This is a genomic window from Bacillus altaicus (assembly GCF_042136375.2).
GTDB classification, from domain to species: Bacteria; Bacillota; Bacilli; order Bacillales; family Bacillaceae_G; genus Bacillus_A; species Bacillus_A cereus_U.
In genome coordinates this window covers 4,589,682-4,612,596 of sequence record NZ_CM143394.1, presented here as the reverse complement: position 1 = coordinate 4,612,596, position 22,915 = coordinate 4,589,682, and the positions used below count along the sequence as shown (strand labels likewise).

The following is a 22,915-nucleotide window of genomic DNA, read 5'->3' as shown; positions in this document are numbered from 1 at the left end:
AATTGTATGCGTTTTCATAATAAGATAAAAATATAGAAAAAACATAGCTTGGAGGAATTTAAAATGACTGATATGCAAACTCCATTTGCGTTAATTTTACATGGTGGTAACGCGAGAAGCGCGGCACTTGAAGCAATTGCTTTTGCAAGACAAGGAGATTTTCAGAATGCGAGTGAAAAGATGGAACTTGCTAGTGAGGAAATATCATCCGCTCATCGTATTCAAACGGATTTAATTCAAGAGGAAGCAAGGGGAAATCATGCAGAAATAAGTTTATTATTAGTGCATGCACAAGATCATTTAATGAATGCCATTACAGTGAAAGAACTTGCTGAGGAATTTATTACTCTTCATAAACGAGTGGAAGAGAAAGTGACAGTATAAGATGTATATTTTATTATGCTGTGCAGCAGGTATGTCAACGAGTATGGTTGTAAGAAAAATGCAAGAAGAGGCAAAGAAACAAGGGAAGGATTATAAAATTAAAGCAGTTGATTCAGAACTTGTGAAACTGGAAATAAAAAATGCTGATGTTGTTTTAATTGGACCACAGGTGAAGTATTTGTTTCCAGCAGTAGAGTTTCTTGCGAAGTCATACGATATACCAGTTGCAATTATAGAACAACGAGATTACGGTATGTGTGATGGTTTGAAAGTACTTAAGCAAGCTGAAAAATTAGTTTTAGCGTAATTATATTTTTTTAAACACAAACATTATAATGTTATAACTTTTGTTTTTGTTAGATTGAACATAGGGAGGGTTATCGATGAATGGTTTTATGAGTTTTATGGAACAGAAGATTATGCCAACAACGCAAAAGATTGCGGGACAACGACATTTATTAGCAATTCGGAATGGAGTTATTTCTACATTACCGTTAACGATTGTCGGGTCATTTTTCGTTATCTTTTTAAACTTACCAATTGATGCATATATGGAGTGGATTGCACCGTTTCGCCATATTTTAGATATTCCATTTCGATTTACAGTAGGTTTAATGGCTTTATACGCAGCATTTGGGGTAGGAGCCTCACTCGCGAACTTTTATCAACTCAATCAGTTAAGTGCAGGATTATTATCTGTACTCGCCTTTTTACTAGCATCAGTTGAACCTATTCAAATAACAAAAGCTGTACCAGGTGTTGTTGATGCAGGAAGATATATTTCAGTAGGGACATTAAGTGCTACGTCTTTATTTGGAGCTATTGTGACATCATTAATTGCGGTTGAAATTTATCATTTCATGATTAAGCATAATATTTCGATTAAATTACCAGATAGTGTACCACCAGCGGTTGCAAATTCATTTGCAGCATTAATTCCAACTTTAGTAGTTATTCTTTTATTCTGGGGTATTCGTTACGGTTTGAAATTTGATGTAAATACAACGATCACATATTTAATTGCACCATTAAAGTCTGTGTTAGTAGGGAATAATTTATTCGGTGGTTTATTAACAGTATTCCTAATCGTATTCTTCTGGTCGTTCGGTATACATGGTCCAGCGATTTTAGGACCAATCATTCGTCCAATGTGGGATTCAGCAATTCTTGAAAATATGGAAGTATTCACGGCTACAGGGAATGCACATCAATTACCAAACTTATTTACAGAGCAATTTATTCAATGGTTCGTATGGATTGGTGGATCAGGCTCAACGTTAGCTTTAGTAATTATGTTTATGTTCTCTAAATCTAAGTTCCTAAAAGAGTTAGGTAGATTATCATTCGTACCAGGTTTATTCAATATTAACGAGCCAATTATTTTCGGGGCACCAATTGTAATGAATCCAATTTTAATTATTCCGTTCGTTATTACACCGTTAGTTACAACGACAGTATCATATTTCGCAGTTGTTTCAGGTATGATTCCGCTCATGATGGCAAAGCTGCCATTTACGATGTTAGCGCCAATTGCAGCTATTATTAGTACGGACTGGACAATTATGGCTGGTGTACTTGTACTTGTTAACTTTGTTATCTCATTCGTTATTTACTATCCATTCTTCAAAATGTATGAGAAACAACAATTAGCAGGAGAGGAGAAAGCAGAATGCTCGGAGCAATTATCATCTTAATTACATTTGTAGCAGGGCAGTGCATTGCTCATTATTCAAAGTGGGTACAAAGTAAATCGTTATTAGTTTTACTACTTGTGTCGATATTATTTATCGGATGTTCAATGGGAGCTTATGTAGCATTTAGCTTACAATCACCATTCTTTATCATTGTACCAACGATTTTATGTGCAACATGTTTATCTGCAAAATATAGATTTACGAGTATGGCATTAATACAACGTGTGAAGGAGATGCAAAAGCATGGAGCGTAAATTAGGAATTTCACTTTATCCAGAGCATTCAACGAAAGAAAAAGATATGGCATATATTTCAGCAGCGGCACGCCACGGTTTTTCAAGAATATTTACATGTCTATTATCTGTGAATCGTCCGAAAGAAGAAATTGTAGCTGAATTTAAAGAAATTATTAATCATGCAAAAGATAACAATATGGAAGTTATTTTAGATGTAGCTCCAGCTGTATTCGATCAACTTGGTGTTAGTTATAGTGATCTATCGTTCTTTGCAGAGTTAGGCGCGGATGGAATTCGTTTAGATGTAGGGTTTGACGGGTTAACAGAAGCGAAAATGACGAATAATCCATATGGCTTAAAAATTGAGCTGAATGTAAGTAATGATATTGCCTATTTAGAAAATATCCTTTCGCATCAAGCGAATAAATCAGCTTTAATTGGTTGTCACAATTTTTATCCGCAAAAATTTACTGGTCTTCCGTATGATTATTTCATTCGCTGTAGTGAACGCTTCAAAAAGCATGGTATTCGCAGTGCAGCCTTTATTACATCGCATGCAGCTGACATCGGTCCATGGGATATTAATGACGGATTATGTACGTTAGAACAACATCGTAACTTACCAATTGAAGTACAAGCGAAACATTTATGGGCAACAGGGCTTATTGATGATGTTATTATCGGAAATGCTTATGCGAGTGAAGAAGAGTTATTCTTACTAGATTATGTAGGAGCTTGGACACAGTTTACTTGTGTGGAATAGGGAAGGTAAGAGAGGATGCTATAGCATCCTCTTTTTTCTGTTGAAATAGTAGTCTATCGTATATAGAATTCAAAGGGATAGATTTAACTTGGACGGGGGAGAAGGAGAAAGAAAGAATGTAAGAGTCATAAAAAAGAGTCAGCCTCAACGTTGAGACTGACTCTTTTTTATATAGTAATTAGTTTAAAATTTTCACTGTAACTGTTTTACGTCCCCAGTTACTTGATGTACCTTTATCTGGCATTAAAACGTCAATTTTATTTCCTTTAATAGCTCCACCAGTATCACCAGCGATTGCTACTCCGTAACCATCAACCCATACTTTTGAACCTAATGGAATTACACTTGGATCAACTGCAATTAGTTTCATGTTTGGATTAGCTGTTAAGTTATGGCCCATAGCTGATTTTACTTGATCTCCGGCTTTGTAACCATTTTCAAGTGGATCTGCTGTGTAAGCTGTTGCTTCAACTCTTAATTCACGAGAAGAAGATGGTGCACTTGTTTCAGTTTCTTTCGCAACAGGTTGTTGTGTAGCTGGTTTTTGAGCTTTAGCTGCTTCACGAGCTTCAGCTGCTTCTTGAGCTTTAGCTGCTTCTTGAGCTTTAGCCGCTTCACGAGCTTCAGCTGCTTCTTGAGCTTTAGCCGCTGCACGAGCTTCAGCTGCTTCTTGAGCTTTAGCTTCTGCTTGAGCTTCAGCTTCTGCCTGAGCTTTAGCTGCTTCACGAGCTTTAGTTGCCTCCTCGGCCTTAGCTTCTGCTTGAGCTTTAGCCGCTGCACGAGCTTCAGTTGCTTCCTCGGCTTTAGCTGCTTCACGAGCTTTAGCAGCTTCCCCGGCCTTAGCTTCTGCTTGAGCTTCAGCTGCTTCACGAGCTTTAGTTGCTTCTTGAGCCTTAGCTTTTGCTTGAGTTTCAGCTACTTCCCCGGCTTTAACTGCTTCACGAACTTTAGCAGTATCTTGAACGTTAGTTACTTTTTCAGCTTTAACTACTGGCTGAACTTTAACTGGTGCTTTCCCTGTTAAGTAAGGAACGTGTACATAAGCTGTTTTGCCGTTATATTCAAATTGGATCCAATCATTTTGTACTTGGTTTGTTGTTTCGATTACATCATCTTTTTTCAATTTACCAAGAATTTCTGAATCTGTATTTGCTCCAGCACGTACGTTTAATACGTTTGCTGTTACGTAGTAAGAATCTTTTGTGTAGTCAGCGCTTATGAAAGCCTCTTTACCACTATTTAATTTAACTTTTGACCATCCGTTTTCTGTATGTAAAACGTTAACTTTATATCCATCTAATAACTTTCCGACAACTTGTGATTCAGTAGTTGGGTTTTCTCGTACATTTAGTACATCAGTCGTTACGATTGTTTCTGCTTTAGCAGATGTTGTGAAAATCCCAAGACCAAAAACCGCTGCTGTTGCTATACCCATAAATTTTTTCATAATAGCCTCCATTGCATTTGTTTTCGTTGACCTCATTATAGCAACCATTATTTTCTTATTTGCGGAAAACACAAAACTACAAAGCATTCGTAACGAGGCATTAATATTCTGTAATAATTCCATTAATATCCTGATAGCGTTTTCTTTGCGTTTTTTAGGGGATTAGAACATACGATTCATAAAATCAACACTTTTTTAATTACTAATGGATTAATAATGTATCAGTGCTGTTACTTGAATGTTTCTGTAACGTTACAAAAAAGGGGTATTTAACTATTTGAATCGTAATGTAGTTATGAAAATATAATCTTCTTGTGTGTGAAGTCGTATATATAGGGGTGATTTTAATGAAATAGAGATATAATTGTTACAAAATAAGTTGTAGTATGGAAAAAATTACGCCTTGAATTTGTTCTTTTACATATTATTTTTGCAATAATAGGATTGCTTGATAGCTTTCGTGAGAAATGAAAGTTTAAATGATAAAAAGATAATCGCAACATGAAACATATATAATAGAAGAAACATGATTTAAAGGGATGATATCGTTATGAAGTGGTTCGCGAATTGCAGTAGAATTATCCCGCATTAACGGACAGTAAAACCCCCACCTCAAAATTCGGCTGAAGCAAAGAAATTAGGTGGGAGATTAACTGCCCGTAAAAGCCCGATTGGTGAAGGCTAATAATCAGTGGGGGATGAACAAAACCCCCACTGATTATAGTTTCACTTTATATAATAGAAGTTAGAGGTTCTTATTTTTGTCAAAACGTCGATGAAATTACATTTGCCTTCAACAAAATAAAAAACGTAGGAGTGTAAACTCCTACGTTTTTTTATTTACTCATATCGTAAACATTCAATTGGATCAAGTTTAGCAGCTTTGTTTGCTGGTAGTAAACCGAATGCAATACCGATTAGCATTGAGATACCTACTGAAAGAAGTCCAAGTTCTTTTGAGATAACGAGTGGCCATCCGGCAAAGATTGAGACGATCCAAGCGAAGAAAATACCAAGCATGAATCCGATGAAACCACCGAGTCCTGTTAAAATACAAGATTCAATTAAGAATTGTGTTAATACTTTACCGCGCGTTGCACCAAGTGCTTTACGAATACCGATCTCACGTGTACGTTCTGTTACAGATACAAGCATGATGTTCATTACACCGATACCACCAACAAGTAAGGAGATAGCGGCAATGCCACCGAATACCATTTTCATCATACCGATGGATTCGTCTAATTGCTTCGTAAATTCACCTAAGTCCTGTGCTTCGAATTTGTGCTCGAATTTAGGAGCTTTCATGTCGTTTAAAACAGAAACAGCTTGTTTTTCTACACTTTTACGTTCTGTTGGAGAGGTCATTGTTAATTTTACAGAGTCATACTCATTTACTCCTGAAATGACAGGCGCGTTTTCAAGAGATGTATAACCTTCAGGCATAGCCATTCCAAATTCGTTTTTCGTTTCGTATACACCGACTATTTTATACGGCTTTCCTTTTACATCTGTGTATAGATTTGATTCCCAACCACTAAATAATTTGTTGAAAGCTTCTTCATTTAATATAACAGCAGGAATTGCTTGGTTTAATTCGCTGTCGTTTAATTCACGACCGTGAACTAATTTTATTTTCGAATCTGTCATAAAGGCGCCTGTTCCACCTTTTAAATCAAGAGAGACATCTTTTGAACCAGAAGATGCTTTTACTTTCATACTTACATCTGGATAAACATCTTTAACGCCTGGTACAGTTTGAAGACGTTTTAGCATATCAGGTGTGATTTTGGCACTATCAGTTCCATAATCAGGGTTGTTGTAGTAAATCGTTACTTCAGTATCTTTTCCTTGGCCTAACTCTTTTTTAAACTTTGCATTTGTACCATCACCCATTGAAATGATAGTAATAATGGCGCTAATACCGATAATAATACCTAGCATTGTTAATATAGAACGCATTTTATGAGCAAAGATAGAGGAAAGGGCCATGCGTATATTTTCACTCGTGTTCAAAATTAACCTCTCCAATCTTGGACGATATTTCCGTCACGAATTACAATTTGACGTGCTGCCGCTTCCCCAATTTCACGATCGTGGGTAATCATAATGATTGTTGAGCCTTGTTTGTTTAATTCGTAAAAGAGATCCATAATTTGTGTACTTGTTTTCGTATCAAGTGCACCCGTCGGTTCATCTGCTAAGAGAAATTTCGGGTTATTTACGATTGCACGTGCGACTGCGACACGCTGCTTTTGTCCACCTGACAATTCATTTGGTAAGTGAGTAGCACGATCAGCTAAACTGACTTTTGTTAAAGCTGCTAATGAGCGCTCACGTCTTTCTTTTTTATCGACTCCAGCGTAAATAAGAGGTAGTTCTACATTTTGAAGTGCTGTAAGTCTCGGTAATAACATAAAGTTTTGGAATATGAATCCGATCTCTTTATTACGAACATGTGCAAGTTCTGTTTCAGACATGTTTGAAATGTTTTGACCAGCTAGTTCGTACGCACCTGTCGTTGGTTTATCTAAGCAACCGATAATGTTCATTAATGTTGATTTACCAGAACCAGATGGTCCCATAATAGAAGTGAATTCTCCTTGGTTTAGTTTTACATCAATTCCGTGTAATATTTGAACGGACTCTGCACCATTTTGGAAAGATTTCGTGATGCCTTTTAAGTTAATCATTGAGTGACAACCTCCATACCGTCTTTTAAGTCTTTTTCAGGTTTAGAGATAATTTCCTCTCCTTTTTTCACTCCAGAAACTTTTGCTTCGCTATCTGTCTCGAATTCAACAGTAACTGCTTGTTCTTTCGCTTTACCGTCTTTTACAACGAAGACAACATTTTTGTCACCTTTTTTCACAATGCTGCTTTTCGGAACAATCGTACCAGTTGCTTCGCCAGATTTACTTGTTACGTAAACATGGAAGCCGTTTTGTAATTCTTCACTATTATCTAATGTGACAGTGAATTGATAATTAGAAACAGTTTTATTTTCGTCCATGCTCTTTAATGGTGTAGAACCGATTTCTGTTACTTTTCCTGTCCAAGTCTTACCAGCGACAGTTTTTGATGAAACAGTTACTTCTTGCCCAACTTTCATACTAGCAAGTTCATATTCAGAAAGTTGACCTTTTACTTTAAATTGACCAGCGTGACGAAGTGTAATGCCACTCATACCTGTTTTTTCATCAGCAGTTTTTACGATATCATCAATTACACCGTCGGTTGGACTCGTTACAGAAAGTGTGTTTACTTTCTCTTTTGCTACTTTAATCATTTCATCAGCTTTTTCTACTTCAAACTTCTTCATTTCAAGTTGTGATTCTAATTGCCCAACTTCGATTTCCGATGCTTTTAATGCTTCCTGAGGAAGGCCTGCATTTTTATCTTTTTGTAATTTTTGTTTTGCTGTATTTAGTTGTTTGTTTAGTAAGTCAACTTCTTTGTTAGCAAGTTTCTTTTGCATTTCTGCTTCCGTTACACCTTGTTTAGCGGTAGGGTCACTATATTTAAATAGAAGCTGACCTTTTTTCACTTCATCACCTTTTTTAACAGCTAATTCATACGTACCTTTTGTTGGATCAAATGAAATCGTTTCGATTCCGTTTGGAATAACTTCACCGCCAAATTTTTGTGCGTTTTCGATTTGTTTTTCTGTTACTTTATATCCGCTATATGCCATTGCTACTTCTGAACTACCGCCAGCTAAAGCAAAATATGATCCAGCTGCAATTCCGATTGCTACTACACTAGTAATTAACACTTTATTTTTCTTTTTCATTTATTTATCACCTTTTCGCTCGTTTTAGTATCTACATTAAGTATAGAAGAGGTGAAGAATATGACAAATCGTTTTAGCTTACAATAACCTTACAGTTTTGTAAGGTATGGATATGTAAATGTAATGTTGAGTTTGTACCTAGTTTAAGCAGATGAATTGATGCGTTATTCACATTTAAACATATGATGTGAATAACCTAGGGAACTAGATTCTTTTTTAATTTGTTATATTACAATATCGTAAGAGAGATGTAATGAAAATCGATAGGGAGGAAGTTTTTTTTCGTATACACTGCCTGTATAAAGACATGCGAGAGCGGATGGAGGTATACGATGGATTTTTTAGAAGTATCAAAACGTAGCATAAAACGAAATATTAAAGATTAGTTACTATATGTTAACTGTTCGCTCATATACAAATACTGTATTCAGCGCTAGAAAATAAAAAGAAGCCAGCATGAAATACATGCTGGCTTCTTTTTATTTTCTAGAAACCTCAACTTCAGCTTCTGTTTGCGGAATAAAGTATCCGATTATACCACCGATTATTGCTGGAACGATCCAGCCGATACCTAATTCATAAAAAGGAATTGTGTGTACGATATTAGCGATAAAACCTGGTATCATTCCCACATTATCAAGTGCATGAATACAGCTAATAATGAATGCTGCGATCATCGCTCCGATATAGACAGAAGGTTTACGTTTCGTATATTTATCGATAAATGATACGAAAATTAAAATGATTGTAATTGGATATAAAATAATTAATACGGGTAATGTAATTTTGATTAATAAACTTAATCCTAAGTTTGAAATAACGAAGCTAAAGATACAAACGTATAGTACAAGCTTCTTATATGAAACATTTGTTAGTACTGTTGTGAAATAGTTGGAGAATGCACTTACAACACCGATTGCAGTCGTTAAACAAGCAGCTATAATTGCGATACTTAATAAAACATTCCCGCTTGTCCCAAAGAATTGATACATAATAGTTGCTAATAGTTGACCGCCATTTTCAAATTGTCCTAAGTTTCCGTTTGAAGCGCCGATATAACCTAGTAAGAAGTAAACAATTGTTAAGAAAAGAGCCGCAATGCTTCCGCAAATAATTGTATATTTTGCAATGGATTTCTTATCTTGTATACCGTTTTGGCGAATTGCATTTACAACAATTGTTGATAATACGAGAGCACCGATTGCATCTAATGTTAAAAAGCCTTCGAGAAATCCTTTGAAAAATGGGATTTCTTTATAGTCACCAACAGGTTCTGCGAACGATCCTGGTGAAAGAATCGCCTTTGTTGCCATAATTGCAATAATTCCAAGTAAAATTGGCGTTAATATTTTTCCGATATGATCTACTAATTTGGATGGATTTAATGATAAGAAGTAGACGACTGTAAAGAAAATCGCACTAAAGACTAACATAGAGTACCATTGGTCTGGGACAAGTGGTGCAATCCCAATTTCATAAGATACAGTTCCAGTTCGTGGAATAACAAATAGTGGGCCGATTGAAAGATAAATAATGATAGCGAATACTGCTGCGAATTTTGGATGAACACGGCTTGCTAAAGTATTAAAACTACCACCAGCAAGGGCAACAGCGACGATAGCAAGTAAAGATAAACCGACGTCTGTAATAATAAATCCTGTAATGGAAACCCACATATTTTCTCCGGAAGAAAGACCGAGAAGAGGCGGGAAAATCATATTGCCAGCACCGAAGAAAACTGCGAATAGTAGTAAACTAATCGAAAGTATTTGCGCTGGTTTTAAAGTTGTACGCATATAAAGAAAATCCTCCTAATGAGTGTTTTTTGTCGAAAATTCAAATAATTTGTCGAGTAACTGTTATTATTTTAAAGGTCTGATGACTAGAAAGCAAGAGGGAATTTTAAAAATATTTTAAAATAATGCGTAAAACTGAATAAATATACTATTTATATGTTAATGAGGAAGGATTTTACTTTTAACGTAAAAAAACACATATCGCTAGGATATGTGTATTAAAAATAAATTTGCCTATCACGTTCTTCTTTTAAAATTTCTACAGCTTCGCGGAAACGTTGAGAATGGACGATTTCTCGTTCGCGTAAAAAGCGTAAGCTATCATTTATATCGGGATCGTCTGATAAATCAATTAGCCATTGATAAGTCGCTCGTGCTTTTTCTTCAGCTGCAATATCCTCGTATAAATCTGCGATAGGATCTCCTTTCGCTTGAATGTAAGTGGCAGTAAAAGGAACACCACCTGCATTATGGTAAAACAAGGCGCTGTCATGATTCGCATAATGCGCGTCTAATCCGGCAGCTTTCATTTGTTCAGGTGTTGCATCTTTTGTTAATTTATAAATCATTGTGGCAATCATTTCTAAATGTGCGAACTCTTCTGTACCAATATCGGTTAGTAAGCCAACGACTTTATCAGGAATTGTATAACGTTGATTTAAGTAGCGAAGAGCAGCGGCTAATTCACCGTCCGCACCACCGTACTGTTCAACTAATAACTTTGCGAGTGCTGGATTACAAGTACTCACTTTAACAGGATATTGTAATTTCTTTTCATAAATCCACATAGTTTCTCTCCTTTATCCCGCGTTAACGGGCAGTAAGACTCTCATCTCAAAATTCGGTTGAAGCAAAGAGGTTAGGTGGGAGATCAACTGCCCGTAAAAGCCCGATTGGTTTAACTAATAATCAGTGGGGATGAACAAAACCCCCACTGATTAAAGTTTCACTTTATATTTGCCATGGCCAAGGGCCTTTGCTCCATTCCCATGGAGCGTTAGAATAACTGTTTCCAAACTGCTGAAGTGGTCCGTATCTTTCTTCAATTTTTTGTTTTAATACTCTTCGTTTATAGGAGAAATCGTTGAATTGATTTATAGCTGCAGTATCGTCGGGATGCGTATCTAAATAGAGAGTAAGTTCAACTAATACAAAGTCTAATTCTTGTAGCTCTTCAATCCATTTGTAATATTCATCAGGCAATGTTTGTGTCACGTTTTTATTCACCGTCCTTTTTTGTAAGGATTTTCATAATAATCATAAAAAGCAGGCCATAAAGTCCCTTTTCTTAAAGCTTCTTTTGGTGTGAATTGGGGTAAATTAGTTGGTTGAAAACCCATATATAAGTGCGGGGGAGTTGAGTAATACTTCTTTCCAATTGGAGGACAGGGATCGTTTGGACCATGATAAGGTATGTAGGATTTCATGAATTTATCCATGTTACAACCCTCCTTTATAAATGAAATATCCATTATTATGTATTGTATTCGTACATAATTGTAAATTATGACTCATATAGAAAACTAATAGAGACAGGGGGAGTGCGGATGGGAAGTATTACAACATGTATTGTATTAGAATCTAAAAACTTAAAGGAAACATTATATTTTTATGAAGGAATTCTAGGATTTAAACCGAGCAAGGAAAGACCACAATTACGTGTAACAGGTGTTTGGTATGATATTGGTTCAACGAGAATTTGTTTTGTGGTAAACAGGGGACTGGGAGAGTATAGAGAGACTGTCACATCATCAGCTACGGAGATATTTTTAAGAACCTCAGATATCGAGCGGATAAAGAAAAAGTTAGAGTTTTATCATATATCATTTGTGGAAGATTGCCATGGTGAAGAAATAAGAATAAATTTTTATGACCCAGATCATTTTAAGCTCCAAATTGTTTCAACAGAGAATACAGAATAGCGTCTTTTATAATGTAATAATCTGAATGGGAAATGAAAAAAATATTGACAAGCCCCTCCAAATATCTTAATGTGATTGTATAAAATTGTGTATCTAAAGGGGAGTAACTTATTACAGTAAAGTCGTCATTACAGGGAGAAACCCTCGGCTTTATTGGCAACGTTTCGTTGTTAGTGAGACCTTTACCAGCAATGGTAAAGGCCCCTTATTGTCTTTTTTAGGACCCTTACCATATTTGGTAGGGTCCTTTTTGTATACAAAGAGAGGAGCTAGAAAATGAAAAAACTTTTTAGTAGATTAAGAGTTGTATTTCATGTCCGCAAGTTTGTTCCATTCCTATTTGACTTTTTTACTTCAAAAGAGGTTTCAATAAAGAAGAAAATCTTATCTGTTGCTTTTTTAGTTGGGTATGTTGCTATGCCCCTCGATTTCATTCCAGACTTCTTACCGTTTATCGGTATTTTAGATGATATTGGAATTGTGTTATTCATTTTGAACCGAATCGTAAAGATGGCACCAGTACAATTGCAAAAAAAGCATAATATAAATATAGGATAGGGGTTAAAAGTATGGAGCAAATTATTTTAGATATAATCCAGTATTTAAAGCAGTTTTCTTATTTTGGAGTTGTGTTAGCTTTAACTTTTGAGTTTATTCCAGCAGAGGTTGTTTTGCCGCTTGTTGGGTATTGGGTATACGAGGGAGATATGAATTTTTGGCTTGCGGTGCTAGCCGGAACACTTGGTGGAACGACAGGACCATTAACGTTATACGCGCTCGGTTATTACGGCGGGCGCCCTGTATTGGTGAAATACGGTAAATATTTCTTCATTAAAGAAGAACAAATTCAAAAAGCAGATGATTTCTTTGAGAAATATGGACCGGTTGTAGCATTTGTTGGACGCTTCGTCCCGGGAGTTCGAACGCTTATTTCCATTCCATGTGGTATGGCGAAAATGAACATATGGAAATTTAGCATATATACATTTGTAGCAATGTTCCCGTTAACGACTTTATATATTTATTTTGGAATGAAATTAGGTCCGCATTGGGAAAAAGCAGCGGGTGTTGTTGGACAATATATGTTACCTATATTAGTGGTCGTTCTTATTGTTATAGGTAGTATCTTTATTTATAAATTTATGAAAAAACGAAACAAAACTGAATCTATTTAGTTAGTAGCACTAAGGTGTGATTATTTTTTGGAAATGAATGAATAGTACAGGCAAAAGACTCTGAAGGACATACACATATAAGGAATATAAAAGAGAGAGGGGAAACAACTATGTCTTGTGAGTGCTCAGGAACAGTTTTAACGTGTTGTCCAGATAAAAATTATGTGCAAGATAAAGTGTGTAGTCCGTGGTCTGCTACTGTAGTTGCAACAGCAATTGATAATGTTCTCTATACAAATAATATTAACCAAAACGTAATTGGTACTGGTTTTGTTAAATATGATGTTGGACCAGGCGCGATTACCGTAGAAGCACTTGATTCTGCTGGGAATACAATTGATACACAAACGTTAAACCCAGGAACGAGTATTGCTTTTACGTATCGCCGCTTTGATAGTATACAAGTTGTATTACCTGCAACACCTGCTGGAACGTATCAGGGAGAATTTTGTATTACAACACGTTATCCACTTTCATAGCAGAATAGGAGGGGATCAAAATGGGAATGAGAAGTTCCAGTTTGTCTTGTTGTTCTAATAAAACACTTGTGCAAGATCAAGTATGTACAGACTGGTCAATTACAGGTGCGGGTACTCAAATTGTCTATACGAATAATCTTACACAAGAAATATACGGTTCAGGTTATGTAAAATATGATACAGGTGCAAATCCGATTACAGTGGATTTTTTAGTAGGTGCTACAGTAGTCGATACGATTACTGTACAACCGCAAAGTAGTGGTACTTTCACAGTGAGGCACTTTACTACTGTTCGAATTACAACGACGGGAACGACTGTTAATCAAGGAGAGTTTTGTATTACAGTACGTTACTCAATTTCATAAAAAGGCATACCTTAAATGGTATGCTTTTTTGAATAGAGGGAGTAATGAAATATTTATTTTATAAGCAACATGTAAATTGGCAACAGTACTTGCCTTCTAAATATAGAGAAGGATTACTTTGTATATTAATAATACTGACGGATTGTAAATCTTTACCCATATAAGATATTGTATTACCAGGAAATACAGTGAAAATATTGGTTACTGCTCCGACGATTTGAATTGTAATTACTTCGGTGCTACTAGTACTATTGTAAACCGAGACAGTACCTGATATAAGTAGTATCCCATCACTTTGCCACAGTATCATCGATTGTGATGCATCTTTAGTAGAGAGAATGGTGTCATTAGTTATGAGGAAGTTCCCAGCAAATTCATTTGTTACTAGTTCACAATTGGGATTCAGAGGAGGGGATGGTGGACAAGGGTCTGGGCAAATGATAGATAAGGGAGCGAAACAGCCGATATTTTTTTTGTTTTTCAAACGAACCCCTCCTTTGCAAGTTTTTCTTTTACTATTATTAAATGTAAAAGCGTGGCCGATGTGTTAAGAATGGCCGAAAAAATTAAAAATTATGATTGTCTAATAAGCTTAAAACCTTATAGTAGTTTTTATTATATAGAAAAGATTATATGTAAAGGGACATTAGAAAAGAATGATCATACTCTTTTAGACAAAATGTGGTTGTTTACAATAATACAAGTAATGTTGGAGTTAACGATTAATTAACTGTATGTTTACAAAAGTCTAATAAAATTAATTTATCATTTAAACGGAGTTAATATGTTTTCGTTACAATAACCCTTGTAATTAATCAATTATTATGAGGAGGATTCACGTGGAAAGAACTGCTTTACGAAAAGTAAAAGGTCTTATTGGATTATTAATGGTGTTTGTATTGGCATTCGTGTCATTTCCGTGGAGTACGTCGGTTAAAGCGGAAGAGAAAAAGCAAGAAAAGGCACCAAGTGAGAAGAAAATCGTTTTCCCAGTTGTAAGTGATGTACATATTAAGAATAGTGGAACAGATGATACGTTTCGCTGGAAACGAGCAATAGAGCAATTTAATACGCTTGCACCAAAGCAAGATGCATTTGTTATTGTAGGTGATTTCACAGATACAGGATCGCTGCAACAATATGATCGTTTCATGCAAGTGTATAACGAAAATGCAAATAAAGATGCGGTACGAATGAATTCTCTTGGTAATCATGATTATTGGAACGGTTTATCTGAAGAGGGAGCGCAGAAGCGTTTTTTAGAAAAGACAGGAATGGAATCAATCTATTATCATAAGGTGGTAAAGGGTTATCATTTCCTTGTTATGTCTCCAGAGAATGGAACAACACATGGATATTATTCGGACAAGCAAATTACTTGGTTAAAAGAAGAAATGGCAAAGGCACAAAAAGATGATCCGGAAAAACCGATTTTCGTATTTTTACATCAGCATATTAAAGATACAGTATACGGTAGTCATGAATGGGGAACACAAGATAGTGCGAAAATTAATGCAGTGTTAAAAGAGTACCCACAAGTCATTACGTTTTCAGGTCATTCACATTATCCATTAGATGATCCAAGATCGATTCATCAAAAAGACTTTACATCTGTTGGTACATCTTCTGTAAGTTATATGGAAGTTGAAGGCGGTAAAGTGCAAGGAAATATTCCGCCAGGGGCTAGTACATTAAGCCAAGGTTTATTAGTAGAAGTGGATGATAAAGAAGTAACAATTAATCGCCGTGATTTCCATACAAATTCTTGGACAGGCGAGCCATGGAAAATTCAGTTGCCATCAAAGAAAGAAACATTTACGCATGTAGAAGATCGTGATAAAGAAAAGCCATCTTTTGCGAAAGATGCGAAATTGTCAGTATCAAATGTAACGGAAAACGCAGCAACAGTAACATTCCCGCAAGCGGTGGACAACCTTCTTGTTCATTCTTATCGTGTCCAAGCGAAGGATAAACAAACAGGTGAGATTAAAAATAAGTTATTAGCATTCTCAGAGTTTTATCGTGATCCAGTTCCAAAAGAACTTACATTTACACTGGTAGGATTAGATGGCGGGAAATCATATACACTTGAAGTAGTTGCGATTGATTCGTTTGGCAACGAAAGCGCGCAGCCGTTAACGGCAGAAATTACTACGAAAAAAGATAATATTGATCCGAATGTAAAAGTGCCAAAGGCAGACGTTTTTGATGTGAATTTCTTAGATGGTACATTTAAAGATAACTCACCGTTTGGAACAAAAGGTGATGTGAAAGGGAATGTATCTGTTGAATATGATAAGGTGTTGAAAACAAATGTAATGAAATTAAATGGAAAAGCAAATACATTTGGGTATCTTCCATTTTCAGCAGCACAAAAAGAAAAAGTAGCAAATTCATTTACGTTAGAAACTGTATTTTCAATGAATGAAATTCGCGGACAAGGTATTTTGCAAAATACAGAGAGTGGTGGAATTGGTTTTGAGTCTACAGGAAGTGGCTATGTAGAATTATGGGCTCATATTGGCGGAAGCTATAAACGTGTTGGTGTTCAATTAGAAGCAAACAAAACGTATCATTTAACAGGAACGTATAACGGAAGTGAAGTAGCAATTTATGTAGATGGTAAAAAAGTAAATAGCCAGCCAGCTAGTGGGAAAGTGTATCATCCGAACGTGCCATTTGCACTTGGTGCAGATCCAGATAGTAACGGAAATGGCGGTATTCCATTAAATGGACAAATTGCGTTAGCAAAATTATATAGTAAAGCATTAAGTTCTTCAGAAGTAGTAGCGGCATATAACGAGTTTTCTACTCGTACAAAATTAGAGCAAGTAAATGCGTTATATGAAGAGATTGCGAAAGTGAAAGAAGTATTGGCAGGTACTTATGAATTTGGTGAAAAGCCAGGTCAATATTCACAAGAAGCTTTTAATGAATTACAAAAAAACTATGACAATGCTAAGAAAGTGTTTGGGAATATGACAAGTACAGGTGAGCAATTTGTTCAAATGTATAATGAATTAAAAACAGCAAACCAAACATTTGTACAATCAAAAGTGGCAGAAGAACAGCCGAAAATACCGAAAGAAAAATTACAAATCAATATTGAATCTGCAAAAGCAGTAGTGAAAAAAGCACAAGCTGCAAATGTAACGGACGGTTCAGTGAAATCATTGAGTCAAAAAATTACAGTTGCAGAAGCTGTATTAAAAGATGTGAAAGTAAAAGATGCACAGGTAGAAACGATGAATCGTACGTTAGAGCACGCTATTTCACTGGTTGAAAAAAGCATCAACAAATAAGGTATAAGAAAAAGAAGCTTATCATGATAGGCTTCTTTTTTGTTATACTAAAAGTAGTATAACAAAAGGGAGCGAATAATTTGGAAGAGAAAAAGCTAAAAAGAATTCTTGAATATGTATGGATCGCCGTTGTGCTCCTTGTAGGATATTATTTATTAAAAGATAAAAGTATATGGGTTCTATTTTTAATGACATTTGTATTAGCGGGATTAGGAACGCTATTTATTAACTTTTTCTTTGATAGTGTAAACGCGTGGAGAAAGAAAAAGAAAGAGGCGAAGTAAGGGAGAAGAAGTATACAAAAGTTGATCGGTATATTTTTCGTTTTACAATCGTTAATGAAAATAGCTCGCCTTTATTATAGGCGAGCTATTTTTTATGCTTCTTTTTTCTCATCACCTGTTTTTTCAGTAGCTAAATGACTATGTTTTCTAGAGTAGAAGAAGTAGACGCATAAACCGACTATAAGCCAGACTGCAAAGCTGATCCATGTCGTTTTGGACAAATTAATCATTAAATATAAACAACAAAGAATAGCGACAATTGGTAGTACAGGTACGAGTGGTGCGCGAAAGCCACGTTTTAAATCAGGATGAGTTTTCCGTAAAATAAGTACAGCAAAGCAAACGAATGTGAAGGCTGTTAACGTACCGATGTTTACTAAATTTGCTAGTAAATGTAAATCTAAAAGCCCTGCTAATAAAGCTGCAAATACCCCAGTAATCCATGTGTTTAGTAAAGGGATTTTTACTTTTTTATTTACGCGTGATAACGCTTTTGGGAGTAAACCGTCTCGGCTCATTGCATAAGAAACACGAACTTGTCCATACATAACGACCAAAAGAACGGTTGTCATTCCTGTCATCGCACCAACTGCAAGCAGCCCTGCAATAGTATCTTCGCCAACGAAATGTAGTGCAAATGCAACTGGATCAGAAACATCTAATTGCGTATAAGGAACCATACCTGTTAAAACGAAAGATACGATCATGTATAAAACTGTACAAATAAGAAGGGAACCGATAATGCCAATTGGTAAATCACGCTGCGGTTTTTTCGTTTCTTCTGCCGCAGTTGCGATTGCATCAAAACCTAAAAAGGCGAAGAAGACAGTGGCAGCACCAGTAATAATACCGTCGTACCCGAATGGAATGAACGGTGTCCAATTTTCAGGCTTTACATATTTTGCGCCTGCTATGATAAAAGCGATAATAACTGCTAATTTGATAAGGACCATAATATTATTAATGCGTGCGCTTTCGCGTATACCAAAACTTAAAACCCCAGTAATGAGAAGTAAAATACAAACAGCCGGTAAATCAATGAGACCACCTTTTCCCGTTCCGGGGGCCGAGGAAATAATGGCGGGAAGGTGTATATTGAACCCTTGAAGAAATGATTGTAAATATCCAGACCAGCCAACAGCTACCGCTGCAACTGCGAGTAAATATTCGAGCATTAAACACCAACCAACGATGAAGGCGACAACTTCTCCAACGGTCATGTATGCATAAGTGTAAACACTTCCTGAGACTGGTATAGAAGAAGCGAATTCGGCATAACAAAAGGCTACACAAGCACAAGTAAATGCAGCAATAAGGAATGATAGCATAATACCAGGACCAGAATGTTTCGCCGCTACAATCCCTGTTAATACAAAAATCCCTGTCCCAATTACGGCGCCGATTCCTAAAAACGTTAAATCGAGTGCCGTTAATGTTCTATCTAGCTGCCGTGGTGATTCAGTACTAAGCGCTTTTTTTCGTAATAATGACTTCACTTTGAACTCTCCTCCTTTAGTTTTCATCTCCATAACTGCGAATATAGTACGAGCCCATTGGAAAAGAGTATGTAAGTGAATGAAGATACAGTTATGGTATGTAGTTTTTTAAAATTTCTGGGTTAATCTTATTATAATTCAGAATATTTTGTCAAATAAAACTTTAACAAATAAAAAGCCGGGTGTAAGGAGAAACTATGTGCAGAAATAGATGCAGGTTAACAAAAAGATTTACTTTATATAGTAGGAGAAGATGCTATGTTATTTTATTTCGAACTTGTTATCATTTTACTTTGTACGAAATTAGCTGGTGATATTAGTGTTAGGCTTGGTCAGCCTTCTGTACTTGGTAAATTAATCGTTGGTATTATTATCGGTCCTGCTGTGCTTGGTATTATTAATAGTTCAGAACTTATTGATGAGCTTAGCGAGATTGGTGTTTTGCTACTTATGTTTATGGCGGGACTTGAAACAGATTTAGAAGAGTTAAATCGGAATTTAAAATCATCATTTGCAGTAGCGGCTGGTGGAATTATTTTCCCTTTCATCGGTGGATATGTGGCAGGGTTGTTGTTTGGATTAATGCAATCTCATGCAATTTTTATAGGGTTATTACTTTGCGCAACATCGGTTAGTATTACAGTGCAAACGTTACGAGATTTAGGGAAGATGAATACGAGAGAAAGTACTACGATTTTAGGTGCTGCCGTATTTGATGATGTGATAGTCGTTATTTTATTAGCATTTGTAATGAGTTTTTTAGGAACGCAAGATGTGAATATAACACTTGTCATTGCAAAGAAACTTATTTTCTTTGTAAGTATCGTTTTTATTGCATGGAAAGTTGTTCCGTGGATTATGAAAATGCTTGTCCCACTTCGTGTATCGGAAGCATTAATTAGTGCAGCTCTTATTATTTGTTTCTCTTTTTCGTATTACAGTGAAATGATGGGAATCGCAGGTATTATTGGAGCTTTTGCAGCAGGGATTGCGATTTCGCAAACAGAGTACAAGCATGAAGTGGAACATAAAATTGAACCGATTGCTTATGCGATATTTGTACCAGTTTTCTTCGTAAGTATCGGAATGGAAATTACATTTCAAGGTATCGGAAGCCAACTTTGGTTCATTATCATTATGACGCTCATCGCAATATTCACAAAGTTAATCGGATCAGGTTTAGGAGCAAGATTAACAGGGTTTAATTTACAATCTTCTATTAGTATTGGTGCGGGGATGGTGTCGCGCGGAGAAGTAGCGCTTATTATCGCAGCAAATGGACTTACGGCGAATCTATTAGCGAAAGAAAATTTCACAGCGATTGTTATTGTTGTTATATTGACGACAATTATTACGCCGCCGCTTTTGAAGAAGTATTTTGTATAGAGAGGAAGGGCTTATCTGATGTAGGTAAGCTCTTTTTTTATTGCAAAATGCAGTGGTCATGTAGCATGAATGGATTGTAATTATGATAAAATCTATGTATGTGATATGACAAGGAGAGGGAAGTGTGAAGATTACAAAGGGGAAAGTTATAGGTGTAATCATACTTATTGCACTATGTATACCATTTACTGCATGGAAAGAGTCAAAAGTGAAAAATTTTCCAGTTTATATTTTTTCTTCCTATGTAGAAGACGAAAACCCGAAAGACTATAAGTACACTGCTTTTGTACCTGACTTTGCAATTTGGATACATGGATGGGAAAAACAGCGATCTGAAGGTGAAATAACTGCATATAAAAAAGGGGATCGAACTGTAATTGTTCACCATCCGCCTGGTGATGATGGTTTTTACCTTTATGATGCAAAAGATATTAGAGAATAAACGCAACCGTAAGAAGTGGAGGTTAAATAGTGAAAGCTTCAACATTACTATTTAAAATTGAAAATAATATGGATCAATTTTCACCAGCTGAAAAGAAGGTTGCCATGTACATAATGGAGAACGCAGAGATCGTTCCAAATTTAACGACAAAAGAAGTGTCTACAAATGCGGGATCGAGTGAGGCGAGTGTTGTACGTTTTTGTAAAACAATCGGTATTGGAAGCTTTAAAGCATTTAAGATAGCACTCGTTCGTGAATTAACAATTGCTGATTATAATATTAACGACTTTTCAGTGATGAATACAGAAGATGGACCGTACGATTTGTTTAATAAAGTTACATATGTGAATAAAGCTGCAATTGAGGCGAGTGTTACTGCGATAGATAAGAAGGAACTTGAGAAAGCTGCAGATAGTATTGTAAATGCTAATAAGATCATATTTTATGGTGTAGGTGGATCAGCTACACCGGCGATGGATGGAGCTTATAAATTTACTAGGCTTGGATTTACAGCGATGATGCTATCTGATTTTCATATGATGTTGCCACTCGTCACGAATTTAAAAGAGGGAGATATATTTGTGGCGATTTCAACTTCTGGGCGGACGAAAGATGTGCTCGAAATGGCGCAATATGCGAAGAAGCGAGGGGCTACAGTTGTTGCGATTACGAAGCTAGACCAATCATCTCCTTTATATAAAGCGGCAGATATTCGCCTTTGTATGCCAGATGTAGAGCAAGACCATCGCATTGCGAGTATTGCTTCGAGAATGACGCAACTGAATATGATTGATGCTTTATATGTGATTACTTTCAATCGAATTGGTAATAAAGTATTAGATCAATTTATGGAGACGAGAGAAGAAGCATTACGGTTACGGAAATTGAAGTAGAAGAAAAGATGGGGAGACTCATCTTTTTTATTATCTTTGACACAAATATGTCATGTTGTGAAATTTTATTTCATAAAATAAGAAAGGGTTATTGATTTTTAGTTTCTTGAAGTTATAATAAAAGTGTGAAATATAATTTCGAAGAGGGTGGCAATATGTTAGAGAATTTATCGACAGAACACCGTAATGAGAAAACGATGAATTTAGATGAGATGAGTATAAAAGAAGTTTTACAAAGTATGAATGAAGAAGATCGAACTGTTGCGTTAGCAGTTGAAAATGAAATAGAAGAAATCGAGAAGGTTGTACAAATTGTTATTAAGTCTTTTGAAGCAGCTGGACGATTGATTTATATTGGGGCTGGTACGAGTGGCCGTTTAGGTATTTTGGACGCAGTGGAATGTCCTCCGACATTTGGAACAGATGATAAAATGGTGCAAGGATTTATAGCAGGTGGATTGAAAGCGTTTACTAAAGCGGTAGAAGGTGCTGAAGATCGTGAAGAGTTAGCAGAAGAAGATTTAAAAAGTATTGGATTAAACGAGAAAGATACGGTTATTGGAATTGCAGCAAGTGGTAGAACACCTTATGTAATTGGCGGATTGAAATACGCAAGTAGCGTAGGAGCGAGTACGGCGAGTATTTCCTGTAATAAAAATGCTGAAATAAGTAAATATGCAAAACTAAATGTGGAAGTGGAAACAGGCGCAGAAATATTAACAGGCTCAACGCGTTTGAAGGCTGGCACAGCGCAAAAACTAGTACTGAATATGATTTCTACAGCGTCTATGATTGGTGTAGGGAAAGTATATAAAAACTTAATGGTAGATGTTCAATCTACCAATGAAAAATTGGTAGAACGCTCAAAACGAATTATTGTTGAAGCGACAGGCGCTAGTTATGAAGTAGCTACAGAGTATTATGAAAGAGCAGATCGAAATGTGAAAGCTGCAATCGTTATGATATTACTACAGTGTGAATATGGGGAAGCACTAGAAAAGTTAAAATGTGCGAAAGGATTTGTGAAGAAAGCACTTTAAACTTTGGGGAGGGGGATT

General features: G+C 36.0%; 25 protein-coding genes and 1 pseudogene. 16 read left to right on the top strand and 10 right to left on the bottom strand.

The window, feature by feature from the left end; genetic code table 11:
- Nucleotides 1-63 precede the first annotated feature (63 nt).
- From ACE38F_RS23855 to ACE38F_RS23835, 5 genes and pseudogenes are all read left to right on the top strand, one after another.
- Nucleotides 64-384, top strand: a complete 321-nt coding sequence (locus ACE38F_RS23855; protein WP_002125414.1) for a PTS lactose/cellobiose transporter subunit IIA — start codon at nt 64-66, stop codon at nt 382-384.
- Nucleotide 385: 1 nt separating this feature from the next.
- Nucleotides 386-691: a PTS sugar transporter subunit IIB gene (locus ACE38F_RS23850; protein ID WP_105585804.1), complete on the top strand. Its 306-nt coding sequence runs from the start codon at nt 386-388 to the stop codon at nt 689-691.
- A 76-nt stretch (nt 692-767) separates the two neighbouring features.
- Nucleotides 768-2,078, top strand: coding sequence for a PTS sugar transporter subunit IIC (locus ACE38F_RS23845; RefSeq protein ID WP_375371123.1), 1,311 nt, complete (start codon nt 768-770; stop codon nt 2,076-2,078).
- Entirely contained in the window at nt 2,054-2,332 is a 279-nt protein-coding gene (locus ACE38F_RS23840; protein WP_002150399.1) for a hypothetical protein, read from the top strand. Before ACE38F_RS23845 ends, ACE38F_RS23840 begins: the two co-directional genes overlap by 25 nt.
- A pseudogene (locus ACE38F_RS23835) lies at nt 2,322-3,026 on the top strand (DUF871 domain-containing protein); the annotation flags it as partial. The gene ACE38F_RS23840 and the pseudogene ACE38F_RS23835, both read left to right, overlap by 11 nt.
- Before the next feature lie 229 nt (nt 3,027-3,255).
- Here the strand turns inward: ACE38F_RS23835 and entC are convergent.
- The 8 genes from entC to ACE38F_RS23795 form a co-directional block, all read right to left on the bottom strand.
- On the bottom strand, nt 3,256-4,647 hold the full coding sequence (gene entC, locus ACE38F_RS23830; RefSeq protein ID WP_375371124.1) for a cell wall-binding protein EntC: 1,392 nt from the start codon (nt 4,645-4,647) through the stop codon (nt 3,256-3,258).
- A gap of 717 nt (nt 4,648-5,364) precedes the next feature.
- Complete coding sequence (locus ACE38F_RS23825) at nt 5,365-6,516, bottom strand: ABC transporter permease (RefSeq protein WP_002029935.1); 1,152 nt, start codon at nt 6,514-6,516, stop codon at nt 5,365-5,367.
- A gap of 26 nt (nt 6,517-6,542) precedes the next feature.
- Nucleotides 6,543-7,217, bottom strand: a complete 675-nt coding sequence (locus tag ACE38F_RS23820) for an ABC transporter ATP-binding protein (protein ID WP_002188403.1) — start codon at nt 7,215-7,217, stop codon at nt 6,543-6,545.
- Complete coding sequence (locus ACE38F_RS23815; RefSeq protein ID WP_375371125.1) at nt 7,214-8,317, bottom strand: efflux RND transporter periplasmic adaptor subunit; 1,104 nt, start codon at nt 8,315-8,317, stop codon at nt 7,214-7,216. The genes ACE38F_RS23820 and ACE38F_RS23815 overlap by 4 nt, the downstream gene beginning before the upstream one ends.
- Nucleotides 8,318-8,796: 479 nt before the next feature.
- Nucleotides 8,797-10,113 (bottom strand): branched-chain amino acid transport system II carrier protein BrnQ2, encoded by a 1,317-nt coding sequence (brnQ2, locus tag ACE38F_RS23810; RefSeq protein WP_375371126.1) that lies wholly within the window; start codon nt 10,111-10,113, stop codon nt 8,797-8,799.
- Between the two features lie 218 nt (nt 10,114-10,331).
- Nucleotides 10,332-10,901 carry a spore coat protein CotJC gene (gene cotJC / locus ACE38F_RS23805; protein WP_002010774.1) on the bottom strand — a complete coding sequence of 190 codons (570 nt, stop codon included), beginning with the start codon at nt 10,899-10,901 and terminating at the stop codon, nt 10,332-10,334.
- A gap of 163 nt (nt 10,902-11,064) precedes the next feature.
- Nucleotides 11,065-11,328 carry a spore coat protein CotJB gene (locus ACE38F_RS23800; RefSeq protein WP_000194952.1) on the bottom strand — a complete coding sequence of 88 codons (264 nt, stop codon included), beginning with the start codon at nt 11,326-11,328 and terminating at the stop codon, nt 11,065-11,067.
- 8 nt (nt 11,329-11,336) lie between these two features.
- Nucleotides 11,337-11,552 (bottom strand): spore coat associated protein CotJA, encoded by a 216-nt coding sequence (locus ACE38F_RS23795; protein WP_000357172.1) that lies wholly within the window; start codon nt 11,550-11,552, stop codon nt 11,337-11,339.
- A gap of 108 nt (nt 11,553-11,660) precedes the next feature.
- On the opposite strand from ACE38F_RS23795, the gene ACE38F_RS23790 reads away from it, so the two are divergent.
- The 5 genes from ACE38F_RS23790 to ACE38F_RS23770 all read left to right on the top strand — a co-directional run bounded on the left by ACE38F_RS23790 (nt 11,661) and on the right by ACE38F_RS23770 (nt 14,054).
- Entirely contained in the window at nt 11,661-12,035 is a 375-nt protein-coding gene (locus tag ACE38F_RS23790) for a VOC family protein (RefSeq protein ID WP_375371127.1), read from the top strand.
- 276 nt (nt 12,036-12,311) lie between these two features.
- Nucleotides 12,312-12,593 carry a YkvA family protein gene (locus ACE38F_RS23785; protein ID WP_375371128.1) on the top strand — a complete coding sequence of 94 codons (282 nt, stop codon included), beginning with the start codon at nt 12,312-12,314 and terminating at the stop codon, nt 12,591-12,593.
- An 11-nt stretch (nt 12,594-12,604) separates the two neighbouring features.
- Entirely contained in the window at nt 12,605-13,210 is a 606-nt protein-coding gene (locus tag ACE38F_RS23780) for a DedA family protein (protein WP_341307610.1), read from the top strand.
- Between the two features lie 110 nt (nt 13,211-13,320).
- A complete protein-coding gene (locus ACE38F_RS23775; RefSeq protein ID WP_137059469.1) occupies nt 13,321-13,689 on the top strand; it encodes a DUF3992 domain-containing protein in 369 nt (122 codons plus the stop codon).
- A gap of 20 nt (nt 13,690-13,709) precedes the next feature.
- Nucleotides 13,710-14,054, top strand: coding sequence for a DUF3992 domain-containing protein (locus ACE38F_RS23770; protein ID WP_002116437.1), 345 nt, complete (start codon nt 13,710-13,712; stop codon nt 14,052-14,054).
- Nucleotides 14,055-14,112: 58 nt separating this feature from the next.
- On the opposite strand, the gene ACE38F_RS23765 is transcribed toward ACE38F_RS23770, so the two are convergent.
- The gene (locus tag ACE38F_RS23765) at nt 14,113-14,538 is read right to left on the bottom strand and encodes an S-Ena type endospore appendage (protein ID WP_375371129.1); all 426 of its coding nucleotides are present in this window, start codon (nt 14,536-14,538) and stop codon (nt 14,113-14,115) included.
- A gap of 355 nt (nt 14,539-14,893) precedes the next feature.
- Here ACE38F_RS23765 and ACE38F_RS23760 point away from each other — a divergent pair, with 355 nt between their 5' ends.
- Both ACE38F_RS23760 and ACE38F_RS23755 read left to right on the top strand, forming a co-directional pair.
- Nucleotides 14,894-17,356, top strand: coding sequence for a LamG-like jellyroll fold domain-containing protein (locus ACE38F_RS23760; RefSeq protein WP_375371130.1), 2,463 nt, complete (start codon nt 14,894-14,896; stop codon nt 17,354-17,356).
- An 80-nt stretch (nt 17,357-17,436) separates the two neighbouring features.
- Entirely contained in the window at nt 17,437-17,640 is a 204-nt protein-coding gene (locus ACE38F_RS23755; RefSeq protein ID WP_375371131.1) for a hypothetical protein, read from the top strand.
- 92 nt (nt 17,641-17,732) lie between these two features.
- On the opposite strand, the gene ACE38F_RS23750 is transcribed toward ACE38F_RS23755, so the two are convergent.
- Nucleotides 17,733-19,136: an amino acid permease gene (locus ACE38F_RS23750; RefSeq protein ID WP_375371132.1), complete on the bottom strand. Its 1,404-nt coding sequence runs from the start codon at nt 19,134-19,136 to the stop codon at nt 17,733-17,735.
- A 258-nt stretch (nt 19,137-19,394) separates the two neighbouring features.
- Between ACE38F_RS23750 and ACE38F_RS23745 the strand changes: the two genes are divergently transcribed.
- The 4 genes from ACE38F_RS23745 (at nt 19,395) to murQ (ending at nt 22,897) form a co-directional block, all read left to right on the top strand.
- Nucleotides 19,395-20,522 (top strand): cation:proton antiporter, encoded by a 1,128-nt coding sequence (locus ACE38F_RS23745; protein ID WP_252188747.1) that lies wholly within the window; start codon nt 19,395-19,397, stop codon nt 20,520-20,522.
- Between the two features lie 124 nt (nt 20,523-20,646).
- Nucleotides 20,647-20,964 (top strand): outer surface protein, encoded by a 318-nt coding sequence (locus ACE38F_RS23740; protein ID WP_375371133.1) that lies wholly within the window; start codon nt 20,647-20,649, stop codon nt 20,962-20,964.
- A 29-nt stretch (nt 20,965-20,993) separates the two neighbouring features.
- Nucleotides 20,994-21,857 carry a MurR/RpiR family transcriptional regulator gene (locus tag ACE38F_RS23735; RefSeq protein ID WP_375371134.1) on the top strand — a complete coding sequence of 288 codons (864 nt, stop codon included), beginning with the start codon at nt 20,994-20,996 and terminating at the stop codon, nt 21,855-21,857.
- Nucleotides 21,858-22,012: 155 nt separating this feature from the next.
- Entirely contained in the window at nt 22,013-22,897 is an 885-nt protein-coding gene (murQ, locus tag ACE38F_RS23730) for an N-acetylmuramic acid 6-phosphate etherase (RefSeq protein WP_375371135.1), read from the top strand.
- Nucleotides 22,898-22,915: the final 18 nt, after the last annotated feature.

Excerpts from the sequence above, each read along its gene's own strand:
- ACE38F_RS23855 (WP_002125414.1), top strand. The coding sequence starts at position 64 with ATGACTGATATGCAAACTCCATTTGCGTTAATTTTACATGGTGGTAAC.
- ACE38F_RS23850 (WP_105585804.1), top strand. The coding sequence starts at position 386 with ATGTATATTTTATTATGCTGTGCAGCAGGTATGTCAACGAGTATGGTT.
- ACE38F_RS23845 (WP_375371123.1), top strand. The coding sequence starts at position 768 with ATGAATGGTTTTATGAGTTTTATGGAACAGAAGATTATGCCAACAACG.
- ACE38F_RS23840 (WP_002150399.1), top strand. The coding sequence starts at position 2,054 with ATGCTCGGAGCAATTATCATCTTAATTACATTTGTAGCAGGGCAGTGC.
- entC (WP_375371124.1), bottom strand. The coding sequence starts at position 4,647 with ATGGAATTATTACAGAATATTAATGCCTCGTTACGAATGCTTTGTAGT.
- ACE38F_RS23825 (WP_002029935.1), bottom strand. The coding sequence starts at position 6,516 with ATGGCCCTTTCCTCTATCTTTGCTCATAAAATGCGTTCTATATTAACA.
- ACE38F_RS23820 (WP_002188403.1), bottom strand. The coding sequence starts at position 7,217 with ATGATTAACTTAAAAGGCATCACGAAATCTTTCCAAAATGGTGCAGAG.
- ACE38F_RS23815 (WP_375371125.1), bottom strand. The coding sequence starts at position 8,317 with ATGAAAAAGAAAAATAAAGTGTTAATTACTAGTGTAGTAGCAATCGGA.
- brnQ2 (WP_375371126.1), bottom strand. The coding sequence starts at position 10,113 with ATGCGTACAACTTTAAAACCAGCGCAAATACTTTCGATTAGTTTACTA.
- cotJC (WP_002010774.1), bottom strand. The coding sequence starts at position 10,901 with ATGTGGATTTATGAAAAGAAATTACAATATCCTGTTAAAGTGAGTACT.
- ACE38F_RS23795 (WP_000357172.1), bottom strand. The coding sequence starts at position 11,552 with ATGGATAAATTCATGAAATCCTACATACCTTATCATGGTCCAAACGAT.
- ACE38F_RS23790 (WP_375371127.1), top strand. The coding sequence starts at position 11,661 with ATGGGAAGTATTACAACATGTATTGTATTAGAATCTAAAAACTTAAAG.
- ACE38F_RS23785 (WP_375371128.1), top strand. The coding sequence starts at position 12,312 with ATGAAAAAACTTTTTAGTAGATTAAGAGTTGTATTTCATGTCCGCAAG.
- ACE38F_RS23780 (WP_341307610.1), top strand. The coding sequence starts at position 12,605 with ATGGAGCAAATTATTTTAGATATAATCCAGTATTTAAAGCAGTTTTCT.
- ACE38F_RS23775 (WP_137059469.1), top strand. The coding sequence starts at position 13,321 with ATGTCTTGTGAGTGCTCAGGAACAGTTTTAACGTGTTGTCCAGATAAA.
- ACE38F_RS23770 (WP_002116437.1), top strand. The coding sequence starts at position 13,710 with ATGGGAATGAGAAGTTCCAGTTTGTCTTGTTGTTCTAATAAAACACTT.
- ACE38F_RS23745 (WP_252188747.1), top strand. The coding sequence starts at position 19,395 with ATGTTATTTTATTTCGAACTTGTTATCATTTTACTTTGTACGAAATTA.
- murQ (WP_375371135.1), top strand. The coding sequence starts at position 22,013 with ATGTTAGAGAATTTATCGACAGAACACCGTAATGAGAAAACGATGAAT.